The organism is Paenibacillus sp. sg306046 (assembly GCF_059821225.1).
The window spans coordinates 63,046-88,670 of sequence record NZ_JCAMRT010000003.1; the positions used below are offsets into that span (position 1 = coordinate 63,046).

Here is a 25,625-nt window from a genome sequence, read left to right on the forward strand (position 1 = left end):
ATGTTGGGAAGATCGGCCCCGAATTCATGCGCCGTTTCTTCTATGTTCTAAGACTAACATAGCCCCGAAGTCGTTTGTATGCGGTTTTTAAAGCTTGATGTGAAGTCTTTTAAGGAGTTAGTCGTGCGGCATCAGCCACTTTAAAGAATCGGGTCCGACAAATCTCGTACCGAGTCCTTCACTTGCCGGATTCCGCCCGACAAACGAAAGAACCTTGATCCGGACACAGGTCCGATCAAGGTTTCTCCCACGCGAAGCCGTCACTTGGCGCCTTTGTATTCCTGCGGCAGCTTGCCGAACTGCTTTTTGAACATGTCGCTGAACTGGCGGGCGTTATTGTAGCCGACCTTCTCCGCAATCTCGTAGATCATCAGATCGGTGGACAGCAGCAGCCTGACCGCCTGCTTCATCCGGACTTCCGTCAAATACTGCTTGAAGTTCAGCTGCGTATGCTTCTTGAAGAAGCTGCTGAAGTAATACGGGTTCATATAAATCAAGGACGCCATGCTCTCCAGCGTCAAATTCTCGTGGTAGTGGCTTTCGATATAAGCCATCACCAGATGCAGCTGCCGCGCTTCCTTCCCTTTCCCGGTCGCTTCGAGTCCCTGCAGCAGCTCCTCGGATTTCTGCTCCACATACCCGGCCAGCTCTTCATAGCTCGGCGCCTTGTGCATGGCCGAGAGCCAAGCCTGCGAGTCCATGCCGGCCCCGATCGGCTCTGCGCCCACATCCCGCAGCCCCTCCAGCCATTCGGCCAGCGCCGTATAACACGCCACATAAGCCGCCTCCTTGCTGCCGGAGGCGTACAGCTCGATCTGTCGAAGCAGCGTCCCTCTGTGCTCGGCCAGCTTCTCGCGGTCCTGGGCGAGCAGCGCCTGTAGCGCCAGCTGCCGCGTCTCTCCCAGCTCCCGGTCAGTCACCGCCTGCTCCTTGCTGATCCCGGACCATACAATCGGGCGGCCCGGCCCCGCGAAAAATGTTCGGCTAAGCGCTTCGGCTGCCGATGTATAAGCGGCTTTTAGCTCCCCAAGCTCGCCCACACACTTGCCTACGCCAATGGACAGCTCCACCTTCAGGTATAACCGCACATTGTCAGCGATTTTCCCGGCTAATTGCAGCAAATCGGCCTTCGGCGCATGATTGACAATGACGCACAGCCGGTCCGCCTTGCGGATGACAAGTCCTTCTCCGTACCGGTGCAGCAGCTCGCCGGCCAAATTCGAGATCGCAAACAGCAGCAGCCGTCGCTCATGCTCTCCCCAACGCTCGTCATGCTCAGGCTGGTACGGCTGCAGCAGGAGCGTCGAATACAAGGCATGTCCGTACCCGGCCTCCAGCTCCTGCATCCGGCGCGCCGCCTCCTCCTGACGAATCTCGCCCTCCGTCAGCCGATCAAATAGCTCCTCCAGCTGCGTTTTTTTATCCTGATGCTCATACCCGGCCAGCTTGCGCTTGAAGCTTTGCTCCTCCGACTCCGCCTTCAGCAGCGAAGCGGCTCGTTCGACCGCCGCCTGCAGCAGCTCCTTTTCAATCGGCTTGACCAAATAATCCAGCGCGCCGTACGCCAGAGCCGCCTTTGCATAAGAAAACTCCTGATACGCACTGATGAAAATGACCTTGGTCCCCAAGCCGCGCCGCTCGATCTCGTGAATGACATCAATGCCCGACCCGTCAGGCATACTGATGTCGGTGATGACCAGCTCCGGCTTCAGGCTGTCGATTTGCTCCAGCAGCCCCCGGCCTGTCCAGGCTTCGCCGACGATCTGCAGCCCGTGCTGCTCCCACGGAATCAGCTTCCTCAGCCCTCGAATAATGATCGGCTCATCGTCAGCCAAAATGACTTGAATCACGTTGCGTTACCTCCTTGCTGTAGGGCAGAACAATTCTGACCGATGTCCCGATATGCATACTGCTGCTCAGCTCAATACCGTAATCCGGGCCGTACAAAGCCTGGACCCGGTCATGCACATTTTTGACTCCGATGCCGCCGGACCCGGCTTCTCCGGTCAAGACGCCGCGCAAGCGGGCGCGAATGTTCTCCAGCTGATCCGGGGCGAGTCCGACTCCATCGTCATCCACCGTCACCGTCAGCCGCTTGCGCGCCTCGTCGGTCTCCGCCGCGATCCGGATCGTACCTTTGCTGCCTTTCGGCAGGATGCCGTGATAAAGGGCGTTTTCGACAAGCGGCTGGATGGACAGCTTCGGCACGATGCAGCCCGCGAGGTCTGCGTCAATGCGCATGTCCAGCGCGAGCCGGTGCTCGCCGTAGCGGATGAGCATCAGCTTGAAATACTGCTCGATGTTGGTTTTCTCCTCCTGCAGCGACACCGTCTCCTCCCCGTAGTCGAGCACATATTTGAGCTGCCGGGATAAGGAGAGGATCATGTCCCCGACCTCATCGTCGTCATTGGCGACCGCGCTCATCCGGATCACCTCCAGCGTGTTGTACAAATAGTGAGGGCGGATCTGGCTCTTGAGCGCGTACAGCTCAGCCTGCTTTTGCTTGATTTGCGCCACGTACACCTCATCAATGTAGTCTTGCAGCCGGTGGGTCATTTTATTAAAGCCGCGCGCCAGCATGCCGATCTCATCCATCGACTTTACCTCTACGCGGGCATCGAATTTCCCCGATTCCACCTTGGACATATGCTTCATGATCATCCGGATCGGCTTGGACAAATTTTGCGAAAACCAGATCGCCACCAGCACCAGCGCCAGCATACAGATCAAAATAACCGTCGTAATCGTATTGATAACCTGGTTGATTTTGCTGAACATGCCTTCCTTGTATACCTCGCCGACGACACTCCAGCCGGCCCGGGGGATGCCGCGGCTTATGACGATAAAATCGTCGGACTGCACAGGTTGGTAGCTTTGCCCGATCAGCTCCTGCTTGTTGCTGTACAAAATCGTGCCCCCGGCATCCGTCACATACAGCGCATCCTGCGGCGTCAGCTCCAGCTGCGAAAATATTTCGTCAAAAGCGCTGAGCCCGACATCCATCAGCAAAATGCCCACGATCTTGCCGTCCAGCCCGCTGGAGCCAAGCACATCAATCAGGTTGCGGCCGAAGGTGACCACCTTGGAGTTGCTGCCCGCATAATAGTCATCCGGATGCGTCGGGAATACGGACAAATCCTGACGATTCGCCGCCAGCTGCCGCAGCCAGTCGGGGTCGGGATACGGATAGCGGAAGTCGATTCGCCGGTTCTCCTTGTTCAAATCCTGGTAGCGGCCGTCCGGGTAAACAAAAATGGCGCTTGTCAGATGGCTGTCCGTATACAGCACTGTTTTCAGAAAGTCATCCACGGTCGACGCTAGCATCGGGTCCTTCGTTGAAAGCTGGTCTCCGATCGCGTCGCCGAGCTGACCGTATTTTCCCTGCACGCCGTACGAGTACATCAGCTTGGATATATGATTGTATTTGACAAACATATCGTCCACATTTTTGCCGGCGAAAAACAGCATCTGCTCAAAGTTGTTCAGCGTGTACCGCTCCATATAGCTGCCGAACGTGCTAAGCGATACGTAGCTCAGCACCAGCAGCGGAACAAGCCCCGCGCTGATAAAGGCAACTGAAAATTTGGCAAACATGCTCGTTCGCAGCCACGCGAAAAAGGTTCTCTTCAAGCTGCTCCGCTCCCCCTTCTCTGCGGCCGGGTCCGCTTTCTAACATCATAGCAGGTCAGCACGCCGAATCCTACTGGTTAGCTGGTCGGTTAACAAGCCCGTTCGGCGGTAAAGGACGCTGCGCTACAGCCGGAGGGGTCTTCCTTTCAAGGCCCTTCAAGATAAAAACCCCGGTCCTCCGCTTATACCGGCGGAGGCCGAGGTTTGGGTCATGTCTAAAGCGTGTGCAGCGTATGTCGACTTCTTCGCGAGTTACTTCTTCATGAAAGCAAGCAGCACCTGCGCGCTCTCGGCGCGGGTCATGTTGTCCTGCGGAGCGAAAGCGTTGCCCTCGCGTCCGGACAGCAGTCCCGCCTCGCGAGCCGTGCCGACGGCGTCGCGAGCCCACGGAGCAATTTGCTCCGTATCAGCGAAGGAGCTTTCGCCTGCCGCAGCTTCGCTGCCTTTTTCACCTGCGGAAGCGCCTGTCTGTCTTTGCGCGTACTGCATCGCGCGGACGATCATAACGGCCATTTCCTCACGGCTGATCGTCGCGTTCGGCTCGAAGGCATCGGCGCTGCGCCCGGTAACGAGGCCCGCCTGGACAGCGGCGGCTACGCTTGCCGCATACCAGTCGTCGCCGGCGATGTCGTTGAAGGCCGAGCCGGATGCCGCTTGAGCATCCAGACCGAGCGCGCGAACAAGCATGGTGGAAAATTCAGCGCGGGTCACGAAGCCTTGCGGAGCAAAGCCCGTGTCGCTGACGCCTTGAATCAGATGCTTGGCCGCCGCCTGCTTGATCACGTCATGCGCCCAGAAGTCGGCGCTGACATCGGCGAAAGCCTTGTTGTACTCCAGCACGACCAGCTGGCTCAGCTCCTGAACCTGAACGGTCAGCCTGCCGTCCGCCCATTCGCCGCCGACATACGTCAGCGTGCCGTCGGCTGCAATCCGGTACACCCCGAGCAGATCCCGGTTCGCGTTCGGATCGACGGAGAACGTGACGGTTACCGGCTGGCTCAGCGTCGGCGCTGCGGACTTGCTGCCATCGGCCGCAACCAGCGTCAAGCTGAGATCATAAGCTTCGCTGGCTGGGCTTAGCTGCAGCGATGCGCTCTGCATCTGCTTGGCGAGTCGCGCCTCCACGTCCGCCTTGGATACCGTGTCTGCGGTCACTTGCACCTGGCGCTGCGCTTCGCCCGCCGCTGTGCCTGCCTGCAGCTGCTTGAGCGCTTCGCCCGTAAATTCAAGCGACAGCTCCTTGCGGTCGAGGCGGAGACGATTATCCCCGACGAGCTGCCCGATATCCGCAGGAAGCACGATCGAACGAGCCTGATCGGCAATCGGCGCGGCGACAATACCCGGCGATACCGGCTTCAGATCGTCGCGGCTTAACGTTTCGCTTACCGGCCCGGTTGGAGCCGCGGGTGTCGTCGAAGGCACGGATGGCGTTGCCGGAGGCGTAGACGAATCCCCCGAACCGCTGCTGCCACCGTCATTGTCGCTCACCTGCGAGTTGACTGTCACTGTTCTTGTCACTTCTACAGCCGCATTGCCTGCGGAGTCGGCTACGTTGTAGCGGACCACGTACGTGCCCGGCACAGTCGTCTGAATCGCTGCGACCGGCTGTCCGCCGCGTGTAATCGTCGTCACGAGCCGCGCGGTCACATCGCCGTCGCGATTATCGCTGGCCGTCGCTCCCGCATCGGCGTACCCTGCACCGTAAGCAACCGAAACCGCTGCGCTGCCAAGCAGCGTAATAACCGGCTTCGTTACATCCGGCGCTTCTGCGACGAACACGGTGCGCGTCACTTCGGCAGCCCGGTTGCCTGCCTGATCGCTGACGTTGTAATGAACCACATACGTGCCAGGCACAGTCGTATCCACGGCGGCGACCGGCTGTCCGTCGCGTGTAATCGTCATCGCGAGCTGAGCTGTCACATCGCCATCGCGATTATCGCTGGCTGTCGCGCCCGCATCGGCGTACCCTGCACCGTAAGCAACCGAAACCGTTGCGCTGCCGAGCAGCGTAATGACCGGCTTCACCGCATCCGGATTTTCCAGCACATGTACGATTCGGGTCACCTCGTCTGCGGCATTGCCCGCAGAGTCGGTCACATTATAACGGTACGTGTACGTGGCCGCTGTCACCGTGCTGATCGCAGGTATGAGGCTGCCGTTGTACGTAATCGTCGTGACGGTCCTTGCGGTCACATCGCCGTCACGGTCATCGCTGGCTGTAACGCCCGCATCCGTGTAGCTTGCGCCGATGTGCAGATTCACTACCGGATCGCCGAGCAGCGTGATGAGCGGCTTCACCGTATCCGGCGCCTGCTTCTCCAGCCCCTCCACGGCATCCTTCAAAGCCTGCAAAGCGGCATCGACCCCGGCCTGGGTCGCTTTCGCGTCGTCCAGCACGGTCAGCGCTCCGGCAAGCGCAGCTTGGAAGGCGCTCCAGCTCGATTCGGTATAATTGTCGTTGGCTTTGTTTCTATGCTCGTCGTACAGCGCCTGCAGGCCGGATTTATCGACGGCGGGCGCTGTCTTGACCTTCGCCACACCGACAAAGGACAGCATCGGCGACTGATTGCTCTGCACGCCCTTCAGCCTGACGGTCAATGTGCCGGGTTCCGCCATCGAGAGCGTATAGTCCCGCACCGCCTCAAACGAATTGCTGTTCAGCGTAACGGTGTCCACCAGCTCGCTGCCGTTGTCATGCTCCAGGTAAACTTCAGCCGTACGGCTGTATGCGGACCACCAGCTGTAGGAGCCCAGCGCCAGCGCGTACTTGCCGGCAGGCAAGCTGCCGAATGTATACGAGAGGCTGGAGCCGTTTGGATTGGCCGTATAAATGCCGGTTGTGCTCAGCTTGCTGTAAGGTCCGCCTACAACTCCTTTGTAAGATACGGATGGCGATCCGTCCGCCGCCTGACCGCGATGACCCCAGCCCTTGGCTGCGTCGTAAACCTGGTCAGGCACGGTGTTGAGCAGCGGCTGGCCGCTTGCTGCAGCAAGCGCGGCGACTGCGCCGTAAGCAGGCGAATCATAGCCGAGCGAGCTTGAAGCGGTGGCGTTCAGATCGACAAAATACATCATGTTTTCCGGCACGACTTCAACATAGCTAACCGTCGTCAGACTGCCGTAGGTGCCGGTTACGGCTACCGTTTTGTAGGCTGTATCAAAGCTGACATCCTTCAGCTTCCAATTGACCGCCACAAGCACGGTGGAGCCGTCCTCACGTTTGGCTTCCACCTTCTCGGGGAGCTTGGGAAGCTTGCCCGTATAGGTCGCCACATAATGAGGAGAGGCAAGCTCCTTGAGGTCGCCTGTAAAAAGCTGCTGCTGGGCATAGGTCAGACGCGACGCGAGCTGCTCGGCCCCTTCTTGATCTAACCGGTAAGCTGCCGGGTTGCCCAGCGCTTGCTGCGCCAGCAGCCGCAATGCTGCGAACATGTTCCAGTTGCTTTCCTCGAATTCAGCCTGTTGGCTAAGCCCTTGCGCTGCGGCTGCCGCTTCCTGGAGAGCCGCGGTATCCGGCGCGCCCTGCACCTGGCCGGAAACAACGGCCACGGAGTCTACGGCCAGCGTGCCGCTTACGACCTTCACTTGAACCGTATGCTGTCCATAGGAAAGCCCGCGGAGCGCAAACGTTTGGTAAAGCTCCTTGGAGGCTGCCGTGTTGGCCGACTTCGCGATGATCTGACCGTCCACCGTGACCTCCAGCTTCGCCGAGCCATCGTTTGCTCCCAATAGATCAAATCCGGTGCCTGTAAACGTATAGGCCAGCGTGCTGCCCGCGCCTTGGCTGGTGGACAGCGAGCGTTGGTACACGTACATCCCTTGGCCGTTGGTATGGGTCCACGAGCCCGTATAGAGCAGCTTCGGACTTGGCACAGGCTTCAGATCGTACATCTCCAGATTATCCAGGTGCTCGGCATAATAAGGAGCGTAGCCGTCCACCGTCTCTACCTTCAAATTGTCGAAACGAACATGATAGTAACCGCTGGCCAGATCGACCCGGCCGGACAATTTGGGGGTCGGATCGGTATAGGAGGCCAGCTTCACGCCATCCAGATAAGCGGTTACTTTGTCCCCGGCAACTTGAACGGCAATGTTGTGCCAAGCATCATAGGCGGTGTTGAAGCCATCAATCTTCACGCCGCCGGTACCGCTCGCGGCATTGCCGGAAGCAACGGCGCTGTTGTTGACCAGCAATTGCCAGCCGCCGTCAAACCAAAACTTCAGCACATATGGCGTACCGGTGATGCTGTGGGAGCTGCCTCCGCCCTGATAGCGGGCGCCGACAGCGGCATAATTGGCTCCGCCCTGGGTGCTGCTGTTTTCAAAGGAAACGTCGACGCTCGCCTTGTAATTCGTCCACCGGTAATCCCCGATCGCCGTTACCGGATCGCCGCCGTTCCAGGTTCCGCCAAGCCCCATCTTGTCTTTGTCCAGCTGCTGCCGCAGGACATAGTTAGCGGAGCCATCCGGCAAATAGGCCTCGAACGCGCCGTTGCGATCATGCGTGTAGCGAGGAATCGCGCTTTTGGAGCCGCCGCGTGAGTTGATATAGCTTTGGCTGCCCGTAATTTGCCCGCCTGCCCCGATAACCGGGACGGTTTTGCCCGAATAGTCAAAATCGTCGGCGTACAGGATGTTGTCCGTCGTCTGTTGAACCGCTCCGGACGCATCTGTATCCAGCACCGTACGCTCGCCTTCTACAGGAAGCTTCGTGCTGTACGCATCCTTCCCGTGGTTCTCCAGCGTCGTCACGGTGACTACCGAATACGGCTTCACACGAACTGTATAGACGCCGCCGCCATCGGCGGATACGTTACCCAGGTACTTCATGTAATTGCTGTTGAAGGCTGCTCCCTGCTCGGCCGCACGCGTTTCCCATGCCTCCAGCGAAGGTTGTCCCGCAAAGCTCATATTCAGCGTCTGCAGCTTGTAAACTCGCTCATACTGGCTGTCATTGACGATGACCGTCGAAAAATTGCTTTTGTCCGGAGCGGCAAGCGTGATGTAGCTGGGACTGCCGTTGCGTCCGTTGACAGGGTTCGTGCCTGTCGCGCCGGTGCTGCTGGCCTTGGGAACCGCTCTCCAGATCCCGGCGTTGTTGCTGTCGTTTTCCCAGCCCAGATTCGCAAACCAGCTGAAATGCTGCAAAATGCCAAGGCCCGCGTCATAATGAATCCAGCCGGACCACGGATCGCGCGCGCTGAGCAATTCCTTAAAGGAATATTGGCCGCCTTCATAGAAGGAGCCGATCGCCGGCTGGTAAATAAAATGCGTCCGGCGGGAATTGACAAAGCCCTTGATAATGGTATTGCCCATCTCCAGCGCGCTTCCCACTCCGCCTAAGCCGGTACCCGCCACGGTAGGGTCCTTCACATTGTTGTTCGGACGGAAGGACGAGTTGCTGAAGGTCGCCTGCGCCTCGCTGTTCCAAACCTCAAGATCGAACTCCTCCGCGAGCCGCTTGAAATTGCCAGCGCTGTCGTCGTCGGTGTTGTAGTGGTATCCGGCGACCGATACCGCGTTCCGCAGGGAAGCGTCGCTTACCATGCTGCCTCCGAAGGTGCCGATTCCGACTTCATCCGAAATGACAACCTCCATGCGATTATAGAGCGCTTTCTCTTCGGCGCTATTGAAGCCGGTGTTATCCGTTTTGACCTGCTCCGCATATTGCTTGGACCACGCAAGGTCCGGCGCATGCTCGTTAATATGAGGATTGACATAATCAGCCATATAACCGTATTCACGGTACGCCGCCAAAATCGTATTTTTGTACCAGGTATAAATGTTGTCGTTGCTGTTCGCCCATGCAGGCGCGTTCCAGCGCAAAATGCTTACCTTGAGCTTCGGATTCACGGCCTTCGCATCGGCAGCCAGCTGAAAGCCGGGATGACGCTTGACGTTGACCTGCTCGTCAGCCGTACGCATCGTAGCCGGGTCCGGTCCTGTCGAGTTATTCCGGTCATTGCCCATTTCAATTTTGACATGCGTCATAATCGGACGATCTCCGCCAAACAAAATCCGCAGCAGCTCCGCATATTTCTCAGGATGCTCGGCCTTGTAATCCATCAGCAGCGCACTGGTGCTGTTGGCGCTCAGTACGCCAAAGCCTTTGAACGTGAGTCCATTGACATTGCCTGCTTTAATATCGTTGCCATCCAGCGTCACCCTGACCGTGGAAGCGGCGGCTTGCTTGGCGTCTTCAATCATTCCCTTGATCCCGCCCTCCGCGATGGCGAACCAGCTCAGAATCGGCTTTTCGCCCGAAACGTAAGCGTAGGTCAAGGTCATCGGAACGCTCGTGTCAATGTCAGCCGGAATCGTAAATTCACTGGAAATGAATTTGGTTGCATTGGTATTAAATGCGTCCAGCTGAAGCGTCTTCTTGGCTCCGCTTGTATCCTGATAGTCGATCCGGGGCCGGATTTCGCGCGAGCGGTTGCCATACCAGTCATGGAACCCGCTGCTGAGCGTATAGGCTCCGGCCTGCGGCGCTTTTAGCTTGTAAACGATATCGTTCGTGGCCGGATCGGCGCGAAGCCCGACCACCCAGATCGAAGGGTCGATGGCCGGGTTCGTAAGCCCGCCGTTGGCTGAGTTTTTCACCTTTTGCACGGCATCGTCGAAGCCCCACTGGGTAGTCCCGCTGACATAACGCTGGTCCGGAGCCAGGTTGATCAACTTGGCGCCGCTCAGAGACTTGACCGCTTCGTACACGGGCGAAGAGCTCGCCGCATATCCGTAAGAGTCGCCGCCGCGTCCGCTATCGACAAAGTAAACCAGAGGATTAGCTGCAGGCGGAATGACCTCCACCTCGGCGGTTACCGCCGCTCCGCCGGCTGTACCGCTGACCTTCACCGAATCGTACGGAACGGCGAAGGCATCCTCGCTCAAATGCCAGGAAACAGGCGTGCTCTGACCTCCAATGCTCATGCTGGCAGGCAACGTGGTGCCTGCAACCGTTGTGGCCCCCATGTGGGCCGCTGCGTAAATCGGGTCCGCCGTGGCCGCAGATGCGGCAGGCAAGCTGGAGGCCGGGAATAATCCGAGCACCAGCGCAGCGGACAACGCGATCGCGCCTATCCTTCTGCTGACGGGTGATATTCGACTCATGCGCACATTCTCCTTTTTTCATACATAGTTGCGGTCTGTGCCCGGCCAACCATCGTTGAACCGCTGAAGACCTCATGACAACGAAATTATAACGAGAAATGAAATCGGTTTCATGCAACAAATTTGACCTTTCGTACGGCTATTTTTACAAATTTGCACGGCTTCCGGAAAAACGCGGGCAATTGCCTGGATCCGCGGCCGCGTTCCGATTGACAACCGCTGCCAGTCAAAGTAGGATATAACCATCCGCAACATGTTAAGCACTTGCTTAATATCACAAACGACCGGATCAAAATTTCCGCGAACGGAGGACTTGGCTTGGTAACCAAACAAGAGCAGCACGAGCAGCGCCGCAGGCAAATTGTTCAGACCGCCCTTGAGCTGTTTATTGCTCGCGGCTTCTATGGCACCTCGACACGGGACATTTGCAAAGCGGCCGGCATTAGCTCAGGGCTCATTTTTCATTACTTTGAATCCAAGGAGCAGCTGTACGAGGAGCTGATTGCGATTGGCTGTCAGCGGATGGAAATTGATTTTACGGCAGCGCTGGCCCAGCCGTTTGAGCATCTGCAAGCGCTGGTCGCGGAGCTGTTGACGCTGCTGGAGCAAAGCCCGTTTGCGGCGAAGATGTTTGTGCTGATGGAATATGCGTTTTTTACTCGCGACATTTCCGAGAAGGTGAATGCGATGCTGGACGAACGAAACATTGTGGAGCAAAGCAAGGAGGTCATCCTGCGGGGACAGCAGCTCGGCCAGTTCAAGGAAGGCGATCCGATCGCACTTTCGCTTGCATTCTGGAGTGCGATTCAGGGCATCGCCCAGCATATGGCGCTGCGGCCGCATCACCCTAAACCCGAGGCCGCCTGGCTGATGGATATCTTGAAAAAATAACGAGGCAGGTGGTTCCGAATGAATGTCAAAGGATCGCGGAATGCAGCTGTATTCATGGTGGCCGCTGTGGCCAGCGGCTGGATCGGCGTGCTTGTGGACAGCTTGCTGGACGATCAGCCGCAGGGCAATACGCTCGGCATGGGCCTGTGGCTCGTCCTGCCTCTGTTGACGGTGATTCTGCTTCGAACCTTTGCCGGGGACGGCTGGAGGACGGCCGGGATCGCCCCTCGTTTCCGGGAAGCCTGGCCGTGGTATGCAGCGGCGATCCTGATTTATCCGCTCGTGACTGCGCTCGTCCTGCTGGCCAGCGCTGCCGCAGGCTGGATCGAGCTGTCCAACCTGCGTGTAAGCTCGCTGGCAGCCGTGTTTCTGAGCATGCTGCCCGCCCAGTTTGTCAAAAACATCTTTGAGGAATTTGCCTGGCGCGGCTATCTGACCACTGCCCTTGTGCAAAAAGGCGCCGGAGACTGGACCGTTTACGGAATCGCCGGCTTGGTCTGGGGCGCCTGGCATATTCCCTACTATTTGTTTTTTTTCCCGGATGAGCTGCTGGACCGCGTATTGCCGATCCCCAAGGCTGGATTTGTTCTGGTCGCCATCGTGTCGCTGATCGCCTGGTCGATCCTGTACGTCGAGCTGTACAGACTCGCCCGGTCCGTATGGCCGGTCGTTCTGTTGCATGCCGTGGAGGATTCGCTGATCAACCCGCTCATCCTGAACGGCTACATCGCCATAGCAAGCGGCAAGGAGCTTTGGGTGTCGCCCATTACAGGTGTGCTGACTACAGCGCTCTATGCCGCACTTGGCTTGCTCCTCCGCTTTATTCGGCTGCGCCGGGCATCGGCGTCTTGACATGTACGGGAGCCGGGGAGTCGATACCGGTTTTCCGGTGAGACGGACGGATTTGTCACGAGATAGCCTTCGGGACTGAGACGAGAAAGTCCATGAAAAATATATCGGACTCCTTCATCGCGTCGTACGCCTTTCTCAAGAAAGCTGCATCCGGATGCTCATCGCTCAAAAACCGCGCATCCTCGACAACGCCTGCCATCGTCCATTGCTGCTGATCCAGGCTGTAGAAAAAGGCTCTCCGCTTGCCGTTGACGACCGTCTTCAAATAAATCGGGCCCTCCAAAGCCAAAGCAACCTCGGCCACTGTCCTTGCTTCGTTGGTCACCAGCCTGAGCTTCACGCCTCCGTCATACATCAAGCACAGCTTGATCCAGCACCTCGAATCGTAATAACACACAAGACCGGCTTGCTCCCCGTCCAGCTCGGGCCGAAAGTCTAGCTTCATGCTTGCGATATAGCAGTGATGCCGTTCCCGGCGAACAAGGATGTTGCGGGCCTGAACGGACTCCAGCTCACCCGCCCCGGTCCATATGCGCGCATGCGAGGGCCTCTCCGTAAATGTCAGGTTGTCCGCATCCGGATTGCGCACGACCTGCCAGTGCAGCGGAAGACGCCCCTCCGCGAAATCATTAAGCTCCGGCTGCGCATACGCAACCGGCTCCAGCAGCCGAGGCACCTGCTGCACGAGACTCGGCCCTTTTCCTTCGTTAACCTCGAACAAGCCCTCAGCGGTCCAGCGAACCGGCTCCAGGAACGTTTCCCGGCCCAGCGTGCAATATCCGTCCTCCAGCGGCCTGCCGCCCAGATGCACCATCCACCAGTCTCCGTGCTGCGTCTGTACCAGCTTTCCGTGTCCTGCCCGTTGAATGACGGCCTGCGGATCGGTTTCGTATGCACCGGATTGAAGGGACACGGCTCATACGGTCCAAGCAGGGAGCTTGACCGGGCGACCGTTACGCAATGCCCGTATTCGGTGCCTCCCTCCGCTATGATGAGATAGTAGAATCCGTCCTTCTTGAGCAAATGAGGCCCCTCCGGCGAGGTTCTCCCTGTTCCTGCCCAGAGCCGGACCGGCTCCGCCACCGCTTTGGCGCTTTGCTCATCCAGCTGAACAAGCATGGCGCCTTGGCTGCCGTAAACCATGTACCGCTTGCCGTCGTCATCGACAAAATGAGAAGGGTCAAGTCCGGTATCGTTGATCACGATCGGCGCGGAATACGGCCCTTCCGGCTTGTCCGACTGCATCCTGATATTTACCCGTCCCGCACGATCGACGGATCGGGATGAAAGCCCGGCAATATCGGATTGCGATACGTCCTTGACATCAGCTGCGCCTCCTGATCTGGTCCCAAAATCCGTCCGTATACGCCGATAGCGGCGTATAGTCAAGCTTCGCCAGCCGGTAGCACAGCTCGCGAATCCATAACGCTTGCGTACCCGCGTTCATATCTCCTTCTGCCAAGCCTTGCCCGATGTTGACCGGCTCCGGCATATATGGATAGTGGTCGCCCGGCTTGACCTGCGCCACATTCGGCGCCGGCGGCGAATGATCCACTTCCCGGGAAAAGCCGCCGTCGGCTTTCAGAAATCGTCCAAGATTGGCAAAGGTGATGTCCAATATTTCCTCCAGGTCGCGGTCCGGAATGTCCAGCTGCCGGTGAAAGGAGCCTAGCAGATCGACCGGATTGCGTACCCAGCACATATCCGCCGCCTCCTCTGTGCGCAGCGCCCGCAGCACCGATTCATAGATTCGGTCCACGCGCGGAACCGGCAAACCAAACGTGTGGTAAAATGCTCGCAGCTTAAACGTCCCGGAAATGCGAATATACAGATTGCCCTCGCCCCATAAGCCCGTTTCCGGGTCCTGAATCGAATTGAAATAGTGCAGCGCCGGTTCCACGTACGGCCGCCGTTCCTGCTCGCTCATCCGCTTGACATGGTGATTTGGACTGCTGAGCAAATCGCAGCCGCGCCAGCTGTTTCGCAGATCGACGCTCTGCAGCCACGTCACATACGCCGCAGGCGAAGCCAGATAAGACGGGACCGAATCATGCGCTTCAGGCAGCGGATACAGCGGCGCTCCGCCCAGCTTGTGCAGCGAGCCGGTACAATACCCGAACGCCCGAGCCACCATGACCTCGTCCTTGGGCATATGCTCGTTCTGATCGTAGAAGAAGCCGGTCGCCGAGTCCTGCTTGTGCTGAAAAAAGCGGATCATGGCCGCCCGAACCTCTTCCGGCATGTCCTCCAGCAAGCCGGAGCGCCCCAGCATATTCAAAGCCATCGCGGTCGATTCAATGTCCGGCGTGAAGTTTGCCATCTCGAAGGAGCTGCGGGCATAATAAAAACCTCCGCTTGCCGGGTCATATTGACCGGCCAGCCATTGAAACAATCGTGCGAACCTCTCATCGTTTTTCCCCAGAAATGCTTCGTGCTGCCGTCCCTGTGTCATATCCATGCCTCCTCAGGTTAGTCGCAATTTGATGCGCCTGATCACAGCGTAACCTAACATTTCGTAAATTTCTTCCACCCTGGTTGTCCTTCTTGCCCCGAATTGACTATTTGTTTGTCTCTCTTGTTCGAACTTAGCCAAAAGAGAGCATGAAAAGCAAAGAAACTCGTCATTTTCACAACCAGGAAGCTGTTTTTTGCAATCTAACATTCGTTGCGAGCATGCTGACCTTCGCCGTGCGTTTGCATGCTCCTTCGAAGAGCCGCGCATTCGAACAAGCGGTTGGCCAGGCTGCGAGTCAGGCTGGTTCATCATCAGCAGCAGATGGTTCAACAAGCAGCCGAAACAGATCAAAAAAGAAAAAGAGCGTCACATTGAGCGCTCTCCAAGTCGATGCTGCCAGCCGGTCATGCGATCCTGCTCTTATTCCATTTGTTTGTTAGCTGGTTTGCCGTCTTGTTTGCAGTCTGGATGATCATCTGTGATGCTCCGCAACGGCTGTCACGTTGAACTCATCAAAGTCCGCGCAGCCGCCGGTGTGATGTCCCGCCTGGGCATACAGTCCGAGCTTCGCTCCGACCCACTTGCTGACGGTCGCATGAAACGCAGGCTCGTCGATTGGTTCAAAGTTCGCCCCGTCCAGACTATACCCGAATGTGCAGGCCGCTCCCGGCAAAACAACGACGCGCAGCCACAGCTCGCGGGCGTCCACCCTGCGCCGCCATGCCACCGCTTGCTCCCCGGTATTCCCCAACAGAAGCTGCAGCTCCGCTCCATCCTCCGCGTCCGCTGCATAGGTCAAGGCCGCGTAGCTGTACCCGAACACCACTAGCCCCGCCCGATCTCCGGGCCGCAATCCGGCTGCATCCAGGCGAACCGTCGTCTCGAACGAAAGCGCCGGGAACTTTTGCAGCAGCAGAAACGGAGCCTGATATAGGGAAGCGGCGTTCTCGGGCAGCGATTGCGTGAACAGGCGCAGCCACCCTGCCCGCTCCGTCAACGAATGCCAGGCTGTCTCGGGATTCGCCTGCCACTGCCATTGCAAGCCAAGCTGCCCGTCGTCGAAGCCGTCGGAGGAAGCCGGTACGGCGAGCGGATAGACGCCGCCCACGTCAGGCTTCCTGTAGCGCAGCACCGGCTCGCCGATGCCGTCCCCATCGAGGTCCACGCCCATTGCAGGCCAATGCTCATCCGTCCACGCCATCGGCTGCAGATGGACGATGCGGCCGTACGCGTCCTTATGCTGAAAGTGAATAAACCACGACTCGCCCGACGCCAGCTCAACCCAAGCGCCCTGATGCGGGCCGTTGACCGGCGTGTCGCCCTGCTGCAGCACGATCCGGTCTTCATACGGACCGAACGGGTTAGTCGCGCGCAGCACCGTTTGCCAGCCTTCCTCGACGCCGCCGGCTGGTGCAAACACGTAATAGTAGCCGTCTTTCTTATACATCTTCGGACCTTCGATCGTCGGGTGGCGTTCCGGATCGTCGATGATAATGACGCCTTCGTCCAGCAGACTTCTGCCGTCGGCCGCCATGCGCCGCACGCGCAGTCGGTGCTTGATCCCGCTGCGGCTTTGCGCATAGGCGTGCACCAAATACGCGTCGCCGTTGTCATCCCAGAACGGGCAGGCGTCGATCAGCCCTTTCCCCTCGTGAACGAGGTGCAGCTCCGACCAGTCGCCTGCCGGATCGTCGGCCGTCGTCATGAAGATGCCGACATCCGGGTCGCCGTAGAAAATCCAGAATTTATCCGCGTAATACCGAATGCTGGGCGCCCAGACGCCGTTGCCGTGCTGCGGCTGATCGTAGCCTTCCAGCGGCATGCGCGGGATGGCGTGATTAATGAGCCGCCAGTTCACAAGATCCTTGGAGTGCAGAATCGGCAGTCCGGGGATATGGCCGAAGCTGGAGGCCGTCATATAGAAATCGTCGCCGACGCTGATAACATCCGGATCGGAATAATCGGCGTGCAGAATCGGGTTGGCAAACGTGCCGTCGCCTTGATCCGCGGCCCATGGAAGCCGCTTAGCTTCGTCAGCCGTAAACGTATGTGAAGAGTTCATCGTTTCGCTCCTTATTCATTCAAGGTCGTGGCTTGCATTTTGCATTCGCTGGGGCTCATGCCCGTATATTTCTTGAATACCTTGGAGAAGTAGGCGCGGTCCGAATAGCCGAGCATATACGCCGTCTTTTCGGCCGTCTCGCCCTTGGCGAGCAGCCGCTTCGCTTCCTCCATCTTGACAAGATGCACATGGTCCGTGAAAATATGCCCGGTCAGCTTCTTGAAGTAGCGGGAGAAATAGCTCGGATTCAGATGTAAATGCCGTGCTATATCAATGGAGGTGATGTTGCGGTAAATATGCTCGCGAATAAAGGCGTTAATCGCCTTGAGATCCGGATTCGTCTCGTAAGGCTCCTGCGACGGCTCCGAGGCTCGCTGCAGGCGGCGGTCCGCATACCAGCCTACGAGCCGGAACGCCTCGCCGAGCCGGACCGTGCGCTCCATGTCCTCCTGCATGCCCGCAGGCACGGAATGCCCAAGCCGCACGCTCGCCTCCTGCACCCAGCGTACGAGGCATGCCTTCGCCTTTGCCGCGTCAAATGCAGCCGCGCGCATCGCTCTCTCCAGATGGCCGAGATACAGCTGCGCCAAGGACGGATTCGCTTCGGCGAGCGCTTCGATCCATTTGACGGCCAGCGCCTCCAGCTCGGTGGACGCCGCCGCTTCCGAGACTGGCTCGTGAGCCGTTGGCGTCCACGCAGCATCCTCAAACCGGCTATCATCGTAATAATGACGATCTCCGAGCGCCTTCACCTGTCCGATCAAGCGGCCCAGCCCGGAGAGCGGACAAGCCTGCTCCGTCATGGCCGGGTAACAATCGACGCGCAGAAACTCCCGCAGCTTCTCCCGCAGCAGCGGTGCAAAGCGGTCAAGCGACGCGATGGCCGACCCTTCGTCAGCCTCGCAGGCAATCGCCCACAGGCGCTGGTCCTTGGCGAGAAACATCGTCACCCGCGCGCCGACCGCCAGCTCTGCCGCGATATTATAAGCGGCGTAACGCACGAGGTCGAGCTGCTTCCGGTCGTATTTCTCGAACAGATCGCCGTGATCCAGATGAAAGGAAGCCGCCGCGAAGCACGCATGCGTCCAATCCATGCCGAGCCGCCTGCCCTGCTCAAGCAAGCCGACAGGATCGGACGTATGCGACAATTCATGGAAAAATTGCTGCAGCAAAATGTCCTTGTTCCGCTCCAGGTCGCTTTTATACGCCACCCGCTCCAGCTGCTCCTGTTCATGTGCGAGCCGGGCCACCGCCTTCTCCAAGCTCTCCATCATTTTCTCGGGGCTCAGCTCATCCTTGACGACATAGTCGTCCGCATCAATCCGAATGGCCTCCTTGACGTACTTAAAGTCCTCGTGGCAGGTGAGGAAAATGACCCGAAGCTGGGAGCGGTCGGCGCGAAATCGCCGGGCCAGCTCCACGCCATTGCCGTCAGGCAGCCCGATATCCGTAATCAAAATGTCCGGCAGCTCCGCTTCGTAACGCTCCTTCGCCTCCGCCGCCGAATACGCCTCGGCGCATACGCGCAGCCCCAAAGCTTCCCAGGGGACCAGCTTGCGCAAGTAGTCAACGACCGGCACATCGTCATCAATCAGCATCACCTTATACATCAGCTTGACCCTCCCCCTTGATGGCATGCCATGGAATCAAGAGCTCGGCGACGAACCCTCCCGGCTTCCCGCCGCTCACCTGGAAGCTCGCCTGCTCCCCGAATGTAAGCTTTAAGCGGCGCAGCACGTTAAACAAGCCGATGCCCCGCTCACCTGCCTGCTCCACCCCGCTTACCAGCTTCTCGTTCAGCTCGGCGGCCTTGTCATCCGTCAGCCCGCGTCCGTTGTCAGTCACACGAATCCGGATGCCATCCGCCGCTTCCCGGACTGACACTTCAATTTTTGGCGCGCGAGTCGCCTGGTTGAAGCCGTGAATGATACAATTTTCGACCAGCGGCTGCAGCAGCAGCCGCGGGACAAGTACGTGGCGCAGCTGCCCCGGCAGCTCAATGACCAGCTCGATATGGATGCGGTTGCGCATACGCATGATCGAGACGTATTGGCCGAGCAGCTTGCATTCGTCGGCCAAGGTCAGCGGCTCGTGTACGCGCAGATGGGCGCGAAGCAGCGCCATCAAGGAATCAATCGTCTCACTGTGCACCTTGTCGCCCTCGATCGCCAAATTACATTTGATCGAATTGAGCGTGTTCAGTAAAAAATGCGGCTGAATTTGCGAAAACAGCGCATACAGCTCGATCGTTCGCTTCTCCTCCTGCTCGGTCTCCACCCTGCGGATGAGCGCATTGATATTGTCCAGCATGTGGTTAATCGAGCTGCCGAGCTTCGAAACCTCGTCCTCCCCCTCCACGCGGTACCGGATGGAGCTATTGCCTTCCCCGTATTGCGCGGCGACGCGCATCAGCTTCCGGACCGGCCGGTTCAAGCCTTTGGCGATGACGCTGGACATAAACAGGAAAACAAACAGCACGATGCACACCGCCATAAGCAAATACCAGAAGCGCTGCGTCACATCACCGGTCGCGGAAGCGGCGTTCAGCTCGTAGACGAGTGTCCAGGATGTACCCGGAACGGCGATATTCTCCCGCATCCAGCCCTCACGCGTTTCACCCGACAGCGTCTGCGGGCTGCCCTCCATCCCGGCGATCAGCGAGCCGTCCGCTTCGTACAAGGTGAAGACGCCATCTCCGGCATTGCGGAACAGGCCTGTGAAATACAGATCGGGAATGCCGACGAACAGCGTGCCGACGACGGCGTTACGAAACGGATCGTATACCGTCTTTTTCAAAAATAAATAGTAAGCGGCGTTAGAGAAGCCCTCATAACCGCCGCTGCGCTCCGCACGAAACCAGCGGACGATCCCTGTCGAGGCGTCGGCTGCGGACAGATGCTCGAAGCGGCTGTCCTTGCGCAGCCGCTCCACATCCTGCTCGCTCGCCGTGCCGATGATCGGATAGCCCGCGCGATTGATAAAAAACACATTCACGTGCATAAGCGACAGCTTGCCTGCATGCAGCGTCGCATTTTCGTTCAAGCGGGTATAGGCACGGTAGCTTTCGAACGTATCGAAGGACTTCAGCTCGCTCAAGGCTCGCAAATTTTCGAACAAGCCGTTGGATTGCGAGGCCGAATACTGGTTGACCGTATACGTCACGTCATTGGCCGTTTTGGCTAAATCATTGGCCAAAATGCCGATAATTCCTCTCATATTCATTCGAACGTTGTCCTCGCTCGCCTGCTTGTTCGACACGTAAGACAGTACGGTAATCGACAGCAGCGGAATGATGAGAAACAACAGCAGCGCCACTTGAATTCTGCGGTAAAACGAGACGCGATACAGCCAGTTCAAAGCAGATCCCTCCAGTAAGCCGGGCTTTTCACCTATCATACCTCAAGACCGCTGCACGAAAACAGGGGAATGGCGAAATCGCCGTTTCCCCCTTGCTGCTCGTTACTTTTTGTTCTGGTCGATAATTTTCTGCCCCTCGGCCATCATGAAGGTGCGGGCATCCTCGAAGGACGATTTGTCCAGCAAATATTTGTTAAGCCCCGCTTCCGCGACTTTTTTCAACTGCTGCTGATAAGGCACACTGATGGTCGAGACACCTGCCGTACGTACCTTGCCGTTAAAGAGAGCCGCATTTAACGCTTCGCTGTCCACAAGATCCGTTTTGCCCTGAATCGTTTTGTCGAGAATCGCCTTGCCGTCCGCCTTCGTCCAGCCCGGAATCCAGCCGCCCTGCGACGCGCCTTCTGTCGATGCGAATTTGATGAAGTCAAACGCCGCTTCCTTATGCTTCGAGTTTTTGTGAATGGTGTAATAGGACCCGGCGATGTTTGTCAAGCCCGGCTCTACCTGTTTAGACGAGCGCGGCAGCGGCGCAAATGTGATTTTGAAATCACGCGGGTAGCTTTCCTTGTTCAGGAACGCCTCCTCCAACGAATACATCGCAATCGGCAGCATGCTGGTCGTTCCGTTCATGAAATCGGTTGCCCAATGCTGCTTGGCCGACAGCACATCCGCGTGCGGCCGCACCGATTTGTCCTCGACCTCCATCGCTCTCCGCAGGTTGAACCAGTATGCGAAGCTCGGATCGTCGAATTGCAGCTTGCCGTCCTCTTTGAGCTGCGGATTTTTAAAGTCCGTGTACGCAATAATGTTCGCATATTCGCCGAAGGTGTGGAAATACGCGCCGTATCGCCCATCCTTGCTTTGCTTCAGCTTTTTCGCGTATTCGCGGAAATCATCCCACGTCCAGTCGCTGGACGGCAGCTGAAGCCCTGCTTCCTTCAGATGCTTCTCATTAAGCGCGACATACCAGAAGCTGGCGTTAGCCATCAGGCCGTAATGCTTGCCGTCATAAACCGGACTGCGGTAGAAATCCTGTTCAGAATTGATTTGACTCGCGCTCAGGAAGGAATCAAGCGGCTCCAGCACCCCGTTGCCGGCACGCTCCAGCACAAAGCCTTCATTATTCAGAAACAGCACGTCCACCTGCTCGCCGGAAGCCGCCAGCACGTCGAATTTCTGGAGCATTTCGCGGCTGTCATTATTTTGCACAAGCGCTACATGCTCCACCTTGGTCCCTTTGCTCTGCGCGTTGTAGGCGTCAATAATTTTAGTGATCGGGTCCCCCGGCTCGCCCTTGTAAGCGGTATACACTTTAATCGTCGTCGCCTTGTCGCCTGCTCCTGCGCTGCCAGCCGCAGGCGTCTGGGCGCTTTCGCTGCCGCAAGCGGCCAGCAGCAGGACCGAGCTTGCTGTCATTATCGTTGCTATTTTTTTCATGTCGAGTTCCCCTCTTCTGCGCTTTAGTGTACACCCTCATCATACTGAATAGGAAAGCGGTTTACCGTGTACGCTTTGTTGGAGTTGGACGTGCATTATTTTGACATGCCGCCCGTTCCGCCCGTTACCCTTTCACCCCGCCGACCGTAATGCCGTTGATCACCTGCTTCTGCAAAATGACGAACACGATGATAAGCGGAACAATCGCGGATACGGCGGCCATCATCATCAAGGATACGTTGTTGGAGTATTCCTGACGGAAAAATTGAATGCCAAGCGGCAGCGGAAACAAGTTTTTATTAAACAGGAAAATCAGCGGGTTCTGGTAGTCGTTCCAGGTCCAGATAAACTTGATGATGCCGGCGGTCGCCAGAATCGGCCGGCACAGCGGCAGCATAATTTGCCAGTACACCCGCACATACCCCGCCCCGTCGATTTTGGCCGCCTCGATGAAGTCATTGTGAACGCCCATCATAAATTGCCGCATCAGGAATGTAAAGTACATCGAGAAGGCCAGCATCAAAATAAGACCTTCATGCGAATTGTACAAGCCGAGCCACTTAATCATCAGGAAGCGCGGCACAAGCGTCGCCTGCTCGGGGATGATCATAAAGGACATCATCAGGCCAAACATGACCCCTTTGCCGGGCGTGCGCAGCTTGGAGAAGGCGAAGGCCGCCATCGAAGAAAACAGCAGCGTCGCCAGCGTCGCAATGATCGCAAGCTTCAGCGAGTTCCAATAAAACATGGAGAACGGCACCTTCTCCAGCCACACCTTCTGGAAATTCGACACCCAGTTCCATTGCGTCGGAATCCACTGAATCGGATACGTCATCACGTCACGTTCCAGTTTGGCCGAAGCGGACAGCATCCATGCCAATGGAACGATAAACAACATGGAGAGCGCGCCGAGTAGAACCGTTAATACCAGCTTGTCAAGCTGCAGCTTGTTCGTTGTCATCCCATAGTCCCCCTTATGCGCGCTTTTCTCGGGCTTGTACGATCCAGGTCACCGACGTGACCGCAATGACCAGCAAAAACAACACCCAGGATAAAGCGGACGCATAGCCCATATTAAAGTTAATAAAGCCTTCTTCATAAATCCGGTACACAAGCACGGTTGAAGCGTCATTCGGTCCCCCGTCGGTCAAAAACTTAATCAGGTCGAACACCTTGAAGGACCCGATAATGGTCGTTATGGTCAGAAACAGCGTTGTGGGAGCCAGCAGCGGAATCGTAATGGTCCAAAATTGCTGCATGCCCGACGCACCGTCGATCCGGGCCGATTCATAGATGTCCTCCGAGATTTGGGTCAAGCCCGCAAGGAATATAATCATCTGATAACCGAGCGCCTGCCAAATTGCGATCACCATAATCGCAAGCAGCGCATAGTGGGAATCCGCAAGCCACTTGGGCGGCTGTTCCATGCCAAGCGACATCAGAAACTGATTGATCGGTCCGCTGGACGGATGATACAGCGCTGCCCAGACAGCCGCAATCGCTACCGTGGAGCAGATGTAAGGAATAAAGAACAAAATTTTAAACAAATCCTTCGCGTACACCTTCGTATGCACCAGGACAGCCATGACCATAGCCATAAACAGCCCCACCGGAACCGTGATCGCCGTAAACCACAAATTGTTTTCCAGTGCCTTCCAGAACTTCGAATCGTCCGCCATCCGCTCGAAATTAGCGAAGCCGACCCATTCCATCTTCTCGAAGCCGCCGGCCAAGTTCCAATTCGTAAAGCTGAGAAACAGCGAAAACAGCAAAGGAAATATGGCCAAGGTAATGATCCCGAGCGCTTCGGGAGCCAGAAATATCCAGCCGATTAACGCTTCTTTTCGTTGCTGGCTCCACCCTTTCCGTTTCACCTGCTGCTTCAAGCCTTCCATCGCCGTTGCCATGATTGTCTACCTCCTGAAATTCATCCGACTCGTTACCCTCATTATAGAACCGGGAGACGGGAAGCGCGGCTCAGGATTTAGACTCGTTTCCGTGTATTATTTTGACCTGCACAGCGTGCCGCGTGGATCATAAGCCGGAAAAAAGCGGAACGGGACGATCGCCGAAGGCAGGAGGATCAGACAAAAGAACCGCTCAAAAAGGCCTGCCTCACGGCAGACCTTGCACATGCGCCTGAATCGACGCTATAGGCTCGCTTCAAATGTAAAGCCATCCAGCTCCTGCTCCGCCTCCAGCATCACATCCCGCAGCTGCTCTGCATAGTCCCCCAGACAGCTCCTGCTGGCAGCAAAGTTCAACCACTGGATCGTAAGAGGCAGCTCAATCTGACCCGTCAAGCAATCCCACAAGGCATCCAGGTTTCGCCCATAGGCTTCCCCGAGCCCCAGCTCCGCTTGAAGAACGGCGTGCAGCTCCTCTCTTCCGCGAATGCTGCTGCCGTCAATCGTTACTTTTCTCATCTGGCTACCTCGCTTCGTTAGTTTACTTGGGTAAACGTTTTGTAATGATCCGTCGTTTTGTAGATCAAGCCATCACTGGAGTATAAGATGCGGTCGCTCCCCCTGGCGCCGCTTTTATAATTGATGTCGGCCTCGTACCATGTCCTGCCTTTTGCCTTCGGCAGCAAGCCCTCGCGATTTTGAAACACATCCCCGCCAATGCTTTTCCCCGGCGCCACCTTGTGTAAATTACCTTTTTCAGGCTCCCAGCCAAGCTCCCTGGCCGCTTTTTTCGTTATAAAATTGTCCGGCAGCTTGCCATGCTTTGTAATATAGTCCGCCACTTCCTCAAAGCGTGTAAGCGATGCATCGTTTCGAGTTTCCCCATGAGCAGGGTTTCCCTGAACCGAGCAGCCTGCGAACGTAAAAACCGCCAGTACAATCATGAGTGCGCCAAGCCATTTTCTCCAAATCATTTCCTTAGATGTGCTCCTTTTCTCTGAATTCATGCAGATCTAGATACGGTTAATCTTGATGATAACCTTATGCCTCCGGTCCGTAAAGGTTTTACCGGCTCTACCTATGCAGGTAGTTGACAACGAATATTGTTAACTTGTAAACTATTACCAAAAAATAAGTCCTCTATTTCTAGTTTGATCGACAAATGAACCTGTCTTGTATATCGCGCAAAACGAAGCGTCGGATTTTTTTCATTCCCAAGCTGCTGCCGGGAGCTCGGTGTATCGGACAAGGATCGAATCGTAGCTGTCCTTGAGCTGGGGCTGTATACGGAAGCTCCGGCAGCGCCGGCTGTGCCGCTCGCCGCTTTAAACTTTAGCTTGCTGTAAACGATCCAAGAAAAGAGGAACGATGATGGAGCCTGCTGAGGGACTCAAACGATTGATATATGGCCAGTATCTTCATTTCTCACATCTGATTGAGCAAACGGTTGAATCGGAGATGGACGAGTTTTCCGAGCTGGCGAAGCAGCTGGAGCTTGCCCCCCTTTCCAACTCCAAACAACCTGACAAGCATTCACGTCATCGACTGCATCGGCATACACGAGCCAATCAACAACACAACGATTGCCGACAAAATGAATTTGTCGAAAGCGAGCCTTACGAAAATCAGCGCCGCGCTGCTCAAAGAAGGCTTCGTGAAGCGAAGCCAGCTGAACAATAACAAAAAAGAAGTGTATTTCAGCCTCACGTCAAAGGGCAAGCAGGTTTTCGAGGTACACGAAACGATGCACGAAAAGCTGGAACGTCAAGTGATCGACGTGATGCATTCGTTTTCTGAAGCCGAGCTGCAGGCGACGCTGAAATTTTTTCAAACGATGATCGGCCACTTGAACGAAAGGCAGCGTAAGGGAGATCCAAAACCATAATGATGTCACGTTGTTCATACTCATGATGTTGAACGG

17 protein-coding genes and 1 pseudogene are annotated in these 25,625 nt (G+C 56.9%); 4 read left to right on the plus strand and 14 right to left on the minus strand.

Annotated features, from left to right (window positions below; all coding sequences use genetic code 11):
• Nucleotides 1–260 precede the first annotated feature (260 nt).
• The 3 genes from AC6ROY_RS03860 to AC6ROY_RS03870 form a co-directional block, all read right to left on the minus strand.
• On the minus strand, nucleotides 261–1,850 hold the full coding sequence (locus AC6ROY_RS03860) for a response regulator (protein ID WP_500098685.1): 1,590 nt from the start codon (nucleotides 1,848–1,850) through the stop codon (nucleotides 261–263).
• The gene (locus AC6ROY_RS03865) at nucleotides 1,828–3,630 is read right to left on the minus strand and encodes a sensor histidine kinase (protein WP_500098686.1); all 1,803 of its coding nucleotides are present in this window, start codon (nucleotides 3,628–3,630) and stop codon (nucleotides 1,828–1,830) included. Before AC6ROY_RS03865 ends, AC6ROY_RS03860 begins: the two co-directional genes overlap by 23 nt.
• A gap of 252 nt (nucleotides 3,631–3,882) precedes the next feature.
• Complete coding sequence (locus AC6ROY_RS03870) at nucleotides 3,883–10,740, minus strand: immunoglobulin-like domain-containing protein (protein WP_500098687.1); 6,858 nt, start codon at nucleotides 10,738–10,740, stop codon at nucleotides 3,883–3,885.
• Between the two features lie 318 nt (nucleotides 10,741–11,058).
• Between AC6ROY_RS03870 and AC6ROY_RS03875 the strand changes: the two genes are divergently transcribed.
• Both AC6ROY_RS03875 and AC6ROY_RS03880 read left to right on the plus strand, forming a co-directional pair.
• Nucleotides 11,059–11,631 (plus strand): TetR/AcrR family transcriptional regulator, encoded by a 573-nt coding sequence (locus AC6ROY_RS03875; RefSeq protein WP_500098689.1) that lies wholly within the window; start codon nucleotides 11,059–11,061, stop codon nucleotides 11,629–11,631.
• Between the two features lie 18 nt (nucleotides 11,632–11,649).
• A complete protein-coding gene (locus tag AC6ROY_RS03880) occupies nucleotides 11,650–12,483 on the plus strand; it encodes a CPBP family glutamic-type intramembrane protease (RefSeq protein ID WP_500098690.1) in 834 nt (277 codons plus the stop codon).
• 55 nt (nucleotides 12,484–12,538) lie between these two features.
• Here the strand turns inward: AC6ROY_RS03880 and AC6ROY_RS03885 are convergent, their stop codons facing one another.
• The 3 genes and pseudogenes from AC6ROY_RS03885 to AC6ROY_RS03895 all read right to left on the minus strand — a co-directional run bounded on the left by AC6ROY_RS03885 (nucleotide 12,539) and on the right by AC6ROY_RS03895 (nucleotide 14,935).
• A complete protein-coding gene (locus AC6ROY_RS03885; protein ID WP_500098907.1) occupies nucleotides 12,539–13,168 on the minus strand; it encodes a beta-xylosidase family glycoside hydrolase in 630 nt (209 codons plus the stop codon).
• Between the two features lie 90 nt (nucleotides 13,169–13,258).
• A pseudogene (locus AC6ROY_RS03890) lies at nucleotides 13,259–13,728 on the minus strand (family 43 glycosylhydrolase); the annotation flags it as partial.
• 79 nt (nucleotides 13,729–13,807) lie between these two features.
• Entirely contained in the window at nucleotides 13,808–14,935 is a 1,128-nt protein-coding gene (locus AC6ROY_RS03895) for a prenyltransferase/squalene oxidase repeat-containing protein (RefSeq protein ID WP_500098691.1), read from the minus strand.
• Between the two features lie 149 nt (nucleotides 14,936–15,084).
• Between AC6ROY_RS03895 and AC6ROY_RS03900 the strand changes: the two genes are divergently transcribed.
• A complete protein-coding gene (locus AC6ROY_RS03900) occupies nucleotides 15,085–15,378 on the plus strand; it encodes a hypothetical protein (protein WP_500098692.1) in 294 nt (97 codons plus the stop codon).
• Nucleotides 15,379–15,410: 32 nt separating this feature from the next.
• Here the strand turns inward: AC6ROY_RS03900 and AC6ROY_RS03905 are convergent, their stop codons facing one another.
• The 8 genes from AC6ROY_RS03905 to AC6ROY_RS03940 form a co-directional block, all read right to left on the minus strand.
• The gene (locus AC6ROY_RS03905) at nucleotides 15,411–17,000 is read right to left on the minus strand and encodes a glycoside hydrolase family 43 protein (RefSeq protein ID WP_500098693.1); all 1,590 of its coding nucleotides are present in this window, start codon (nucleotides 16,998–17,000) and stop codon (nucleotides 15,411–15,413) included.
• A gap of 11 nt (nucleotides 17,001–17,011) precedes the next feature.
• A complete protein-coding gene (locus AC6ROY_RS03910) occupies nucleotides 17,012–18,610 on the minus strand; it encodes a response regulator transcription factor (RefSeq protein WP_500098694.1) in 1,599 nt (532 codons plus the stop codon).
• Nucleotides 18,603–20,357: a sensor histidine kinase gene (locus tag AC6ROY_RS03915; RefSeq protein WP_500098695.1), complete on the minus strand. Its 1,755-nt coding sequence runs from the start codon at nucleotides 20,355–20,357 to the stop codon at nucleotides 18,603–18,605. Before AC6ROY_RS03915 ends, AC6ROY_RS03910 begins: the two co-directional genes overlap by 8 nt.
• Before the next feature lie 102 nt (nucleotides 20,358–20,459).
• Nucleotides 20,460–21,797, minus strand: a complete 1,338-nt coding sequence (locus tag AC6ROY_RS03920; RefSeq protein WP_500098696.1) for an ABC transporter substrate-binding protein — start codon at nucleotides 21,795–21,797, stop codon at nucleotides 20,460–20,462.
• A gap of 124 nt (nucleotides 21,798–21,921) precedes the next feature.
• Nucleotides 21,922–22,758: a carbohydrate ABC transporter permease gene (locus AC6ROY_RS03925; RefSeq protein WP_500098697.1), complete on the minus strand. Its 837-nt coding sequence runs from the start codon at nucleotides 22,756–22,758 to the stop codon at nucleotides 21,922–21,924.
• 13 nt (nucleotides 22,759–22,771) lie between these two features.
• Nucleotides 22,772–23,704 carry a carbohydrate ABC transporter permease gene (locus tag AC6ROY_RS03930; protein WP_500098698.1) on the minus strand — a complete coding sequence of 311 codons (933 nt, stop codon included), beginning with the start codon at nucleotides 23,702–23,704 and terminating at the stop codon, nucleotides 22,772–22,774.
• A gap of 243 nt (nucleotides 23,705–23,947) precedes the next feature.
• Nucleotides 23,948–24,223 carry a barstar family protein gene (locus AC6ROY_RS03935; protein ID WP_500098699.1) on the minus strand — a complete coding sequence of 92 codons (276 nt, stop codon included), beginning with the start codon at nucleotides 24,221–24,223 and terminating at the stop codon, nucleotides 23,948–23,950.
• Nucleotides 24,224–24,240: 17 nt separating this feature from the next.
• Entirely contained in the window at nucleotides 24,241–24,678 is a 438-nt protein-coding gene (locus AC6ROY_RS03940) for a ribonuclease domain-containing protein (protein ID WP_500098700.1), read from the minus strand.
• Between the two features lie 521 nt (nucleotides 24,679–25,199).
• Here AC6ROY_RS03940 and AC6ROY_RS03945 point away from each other — a divergent pair.
• Nucleotides 25,200–25,589 (plus strand): MarR family transcriptional regulator, encoded by a 390-nt coding sequence (locus tag AC6ROY_RS03945; RefSeq protein WP_500098701.1) that lies wholly within the window; start codon nucleotides 25,200–25,202, stop codon nucleotides 25,587–25,589.
• Nucleotides 25,590–25,625: the final 36 nt, after the last annotated feature.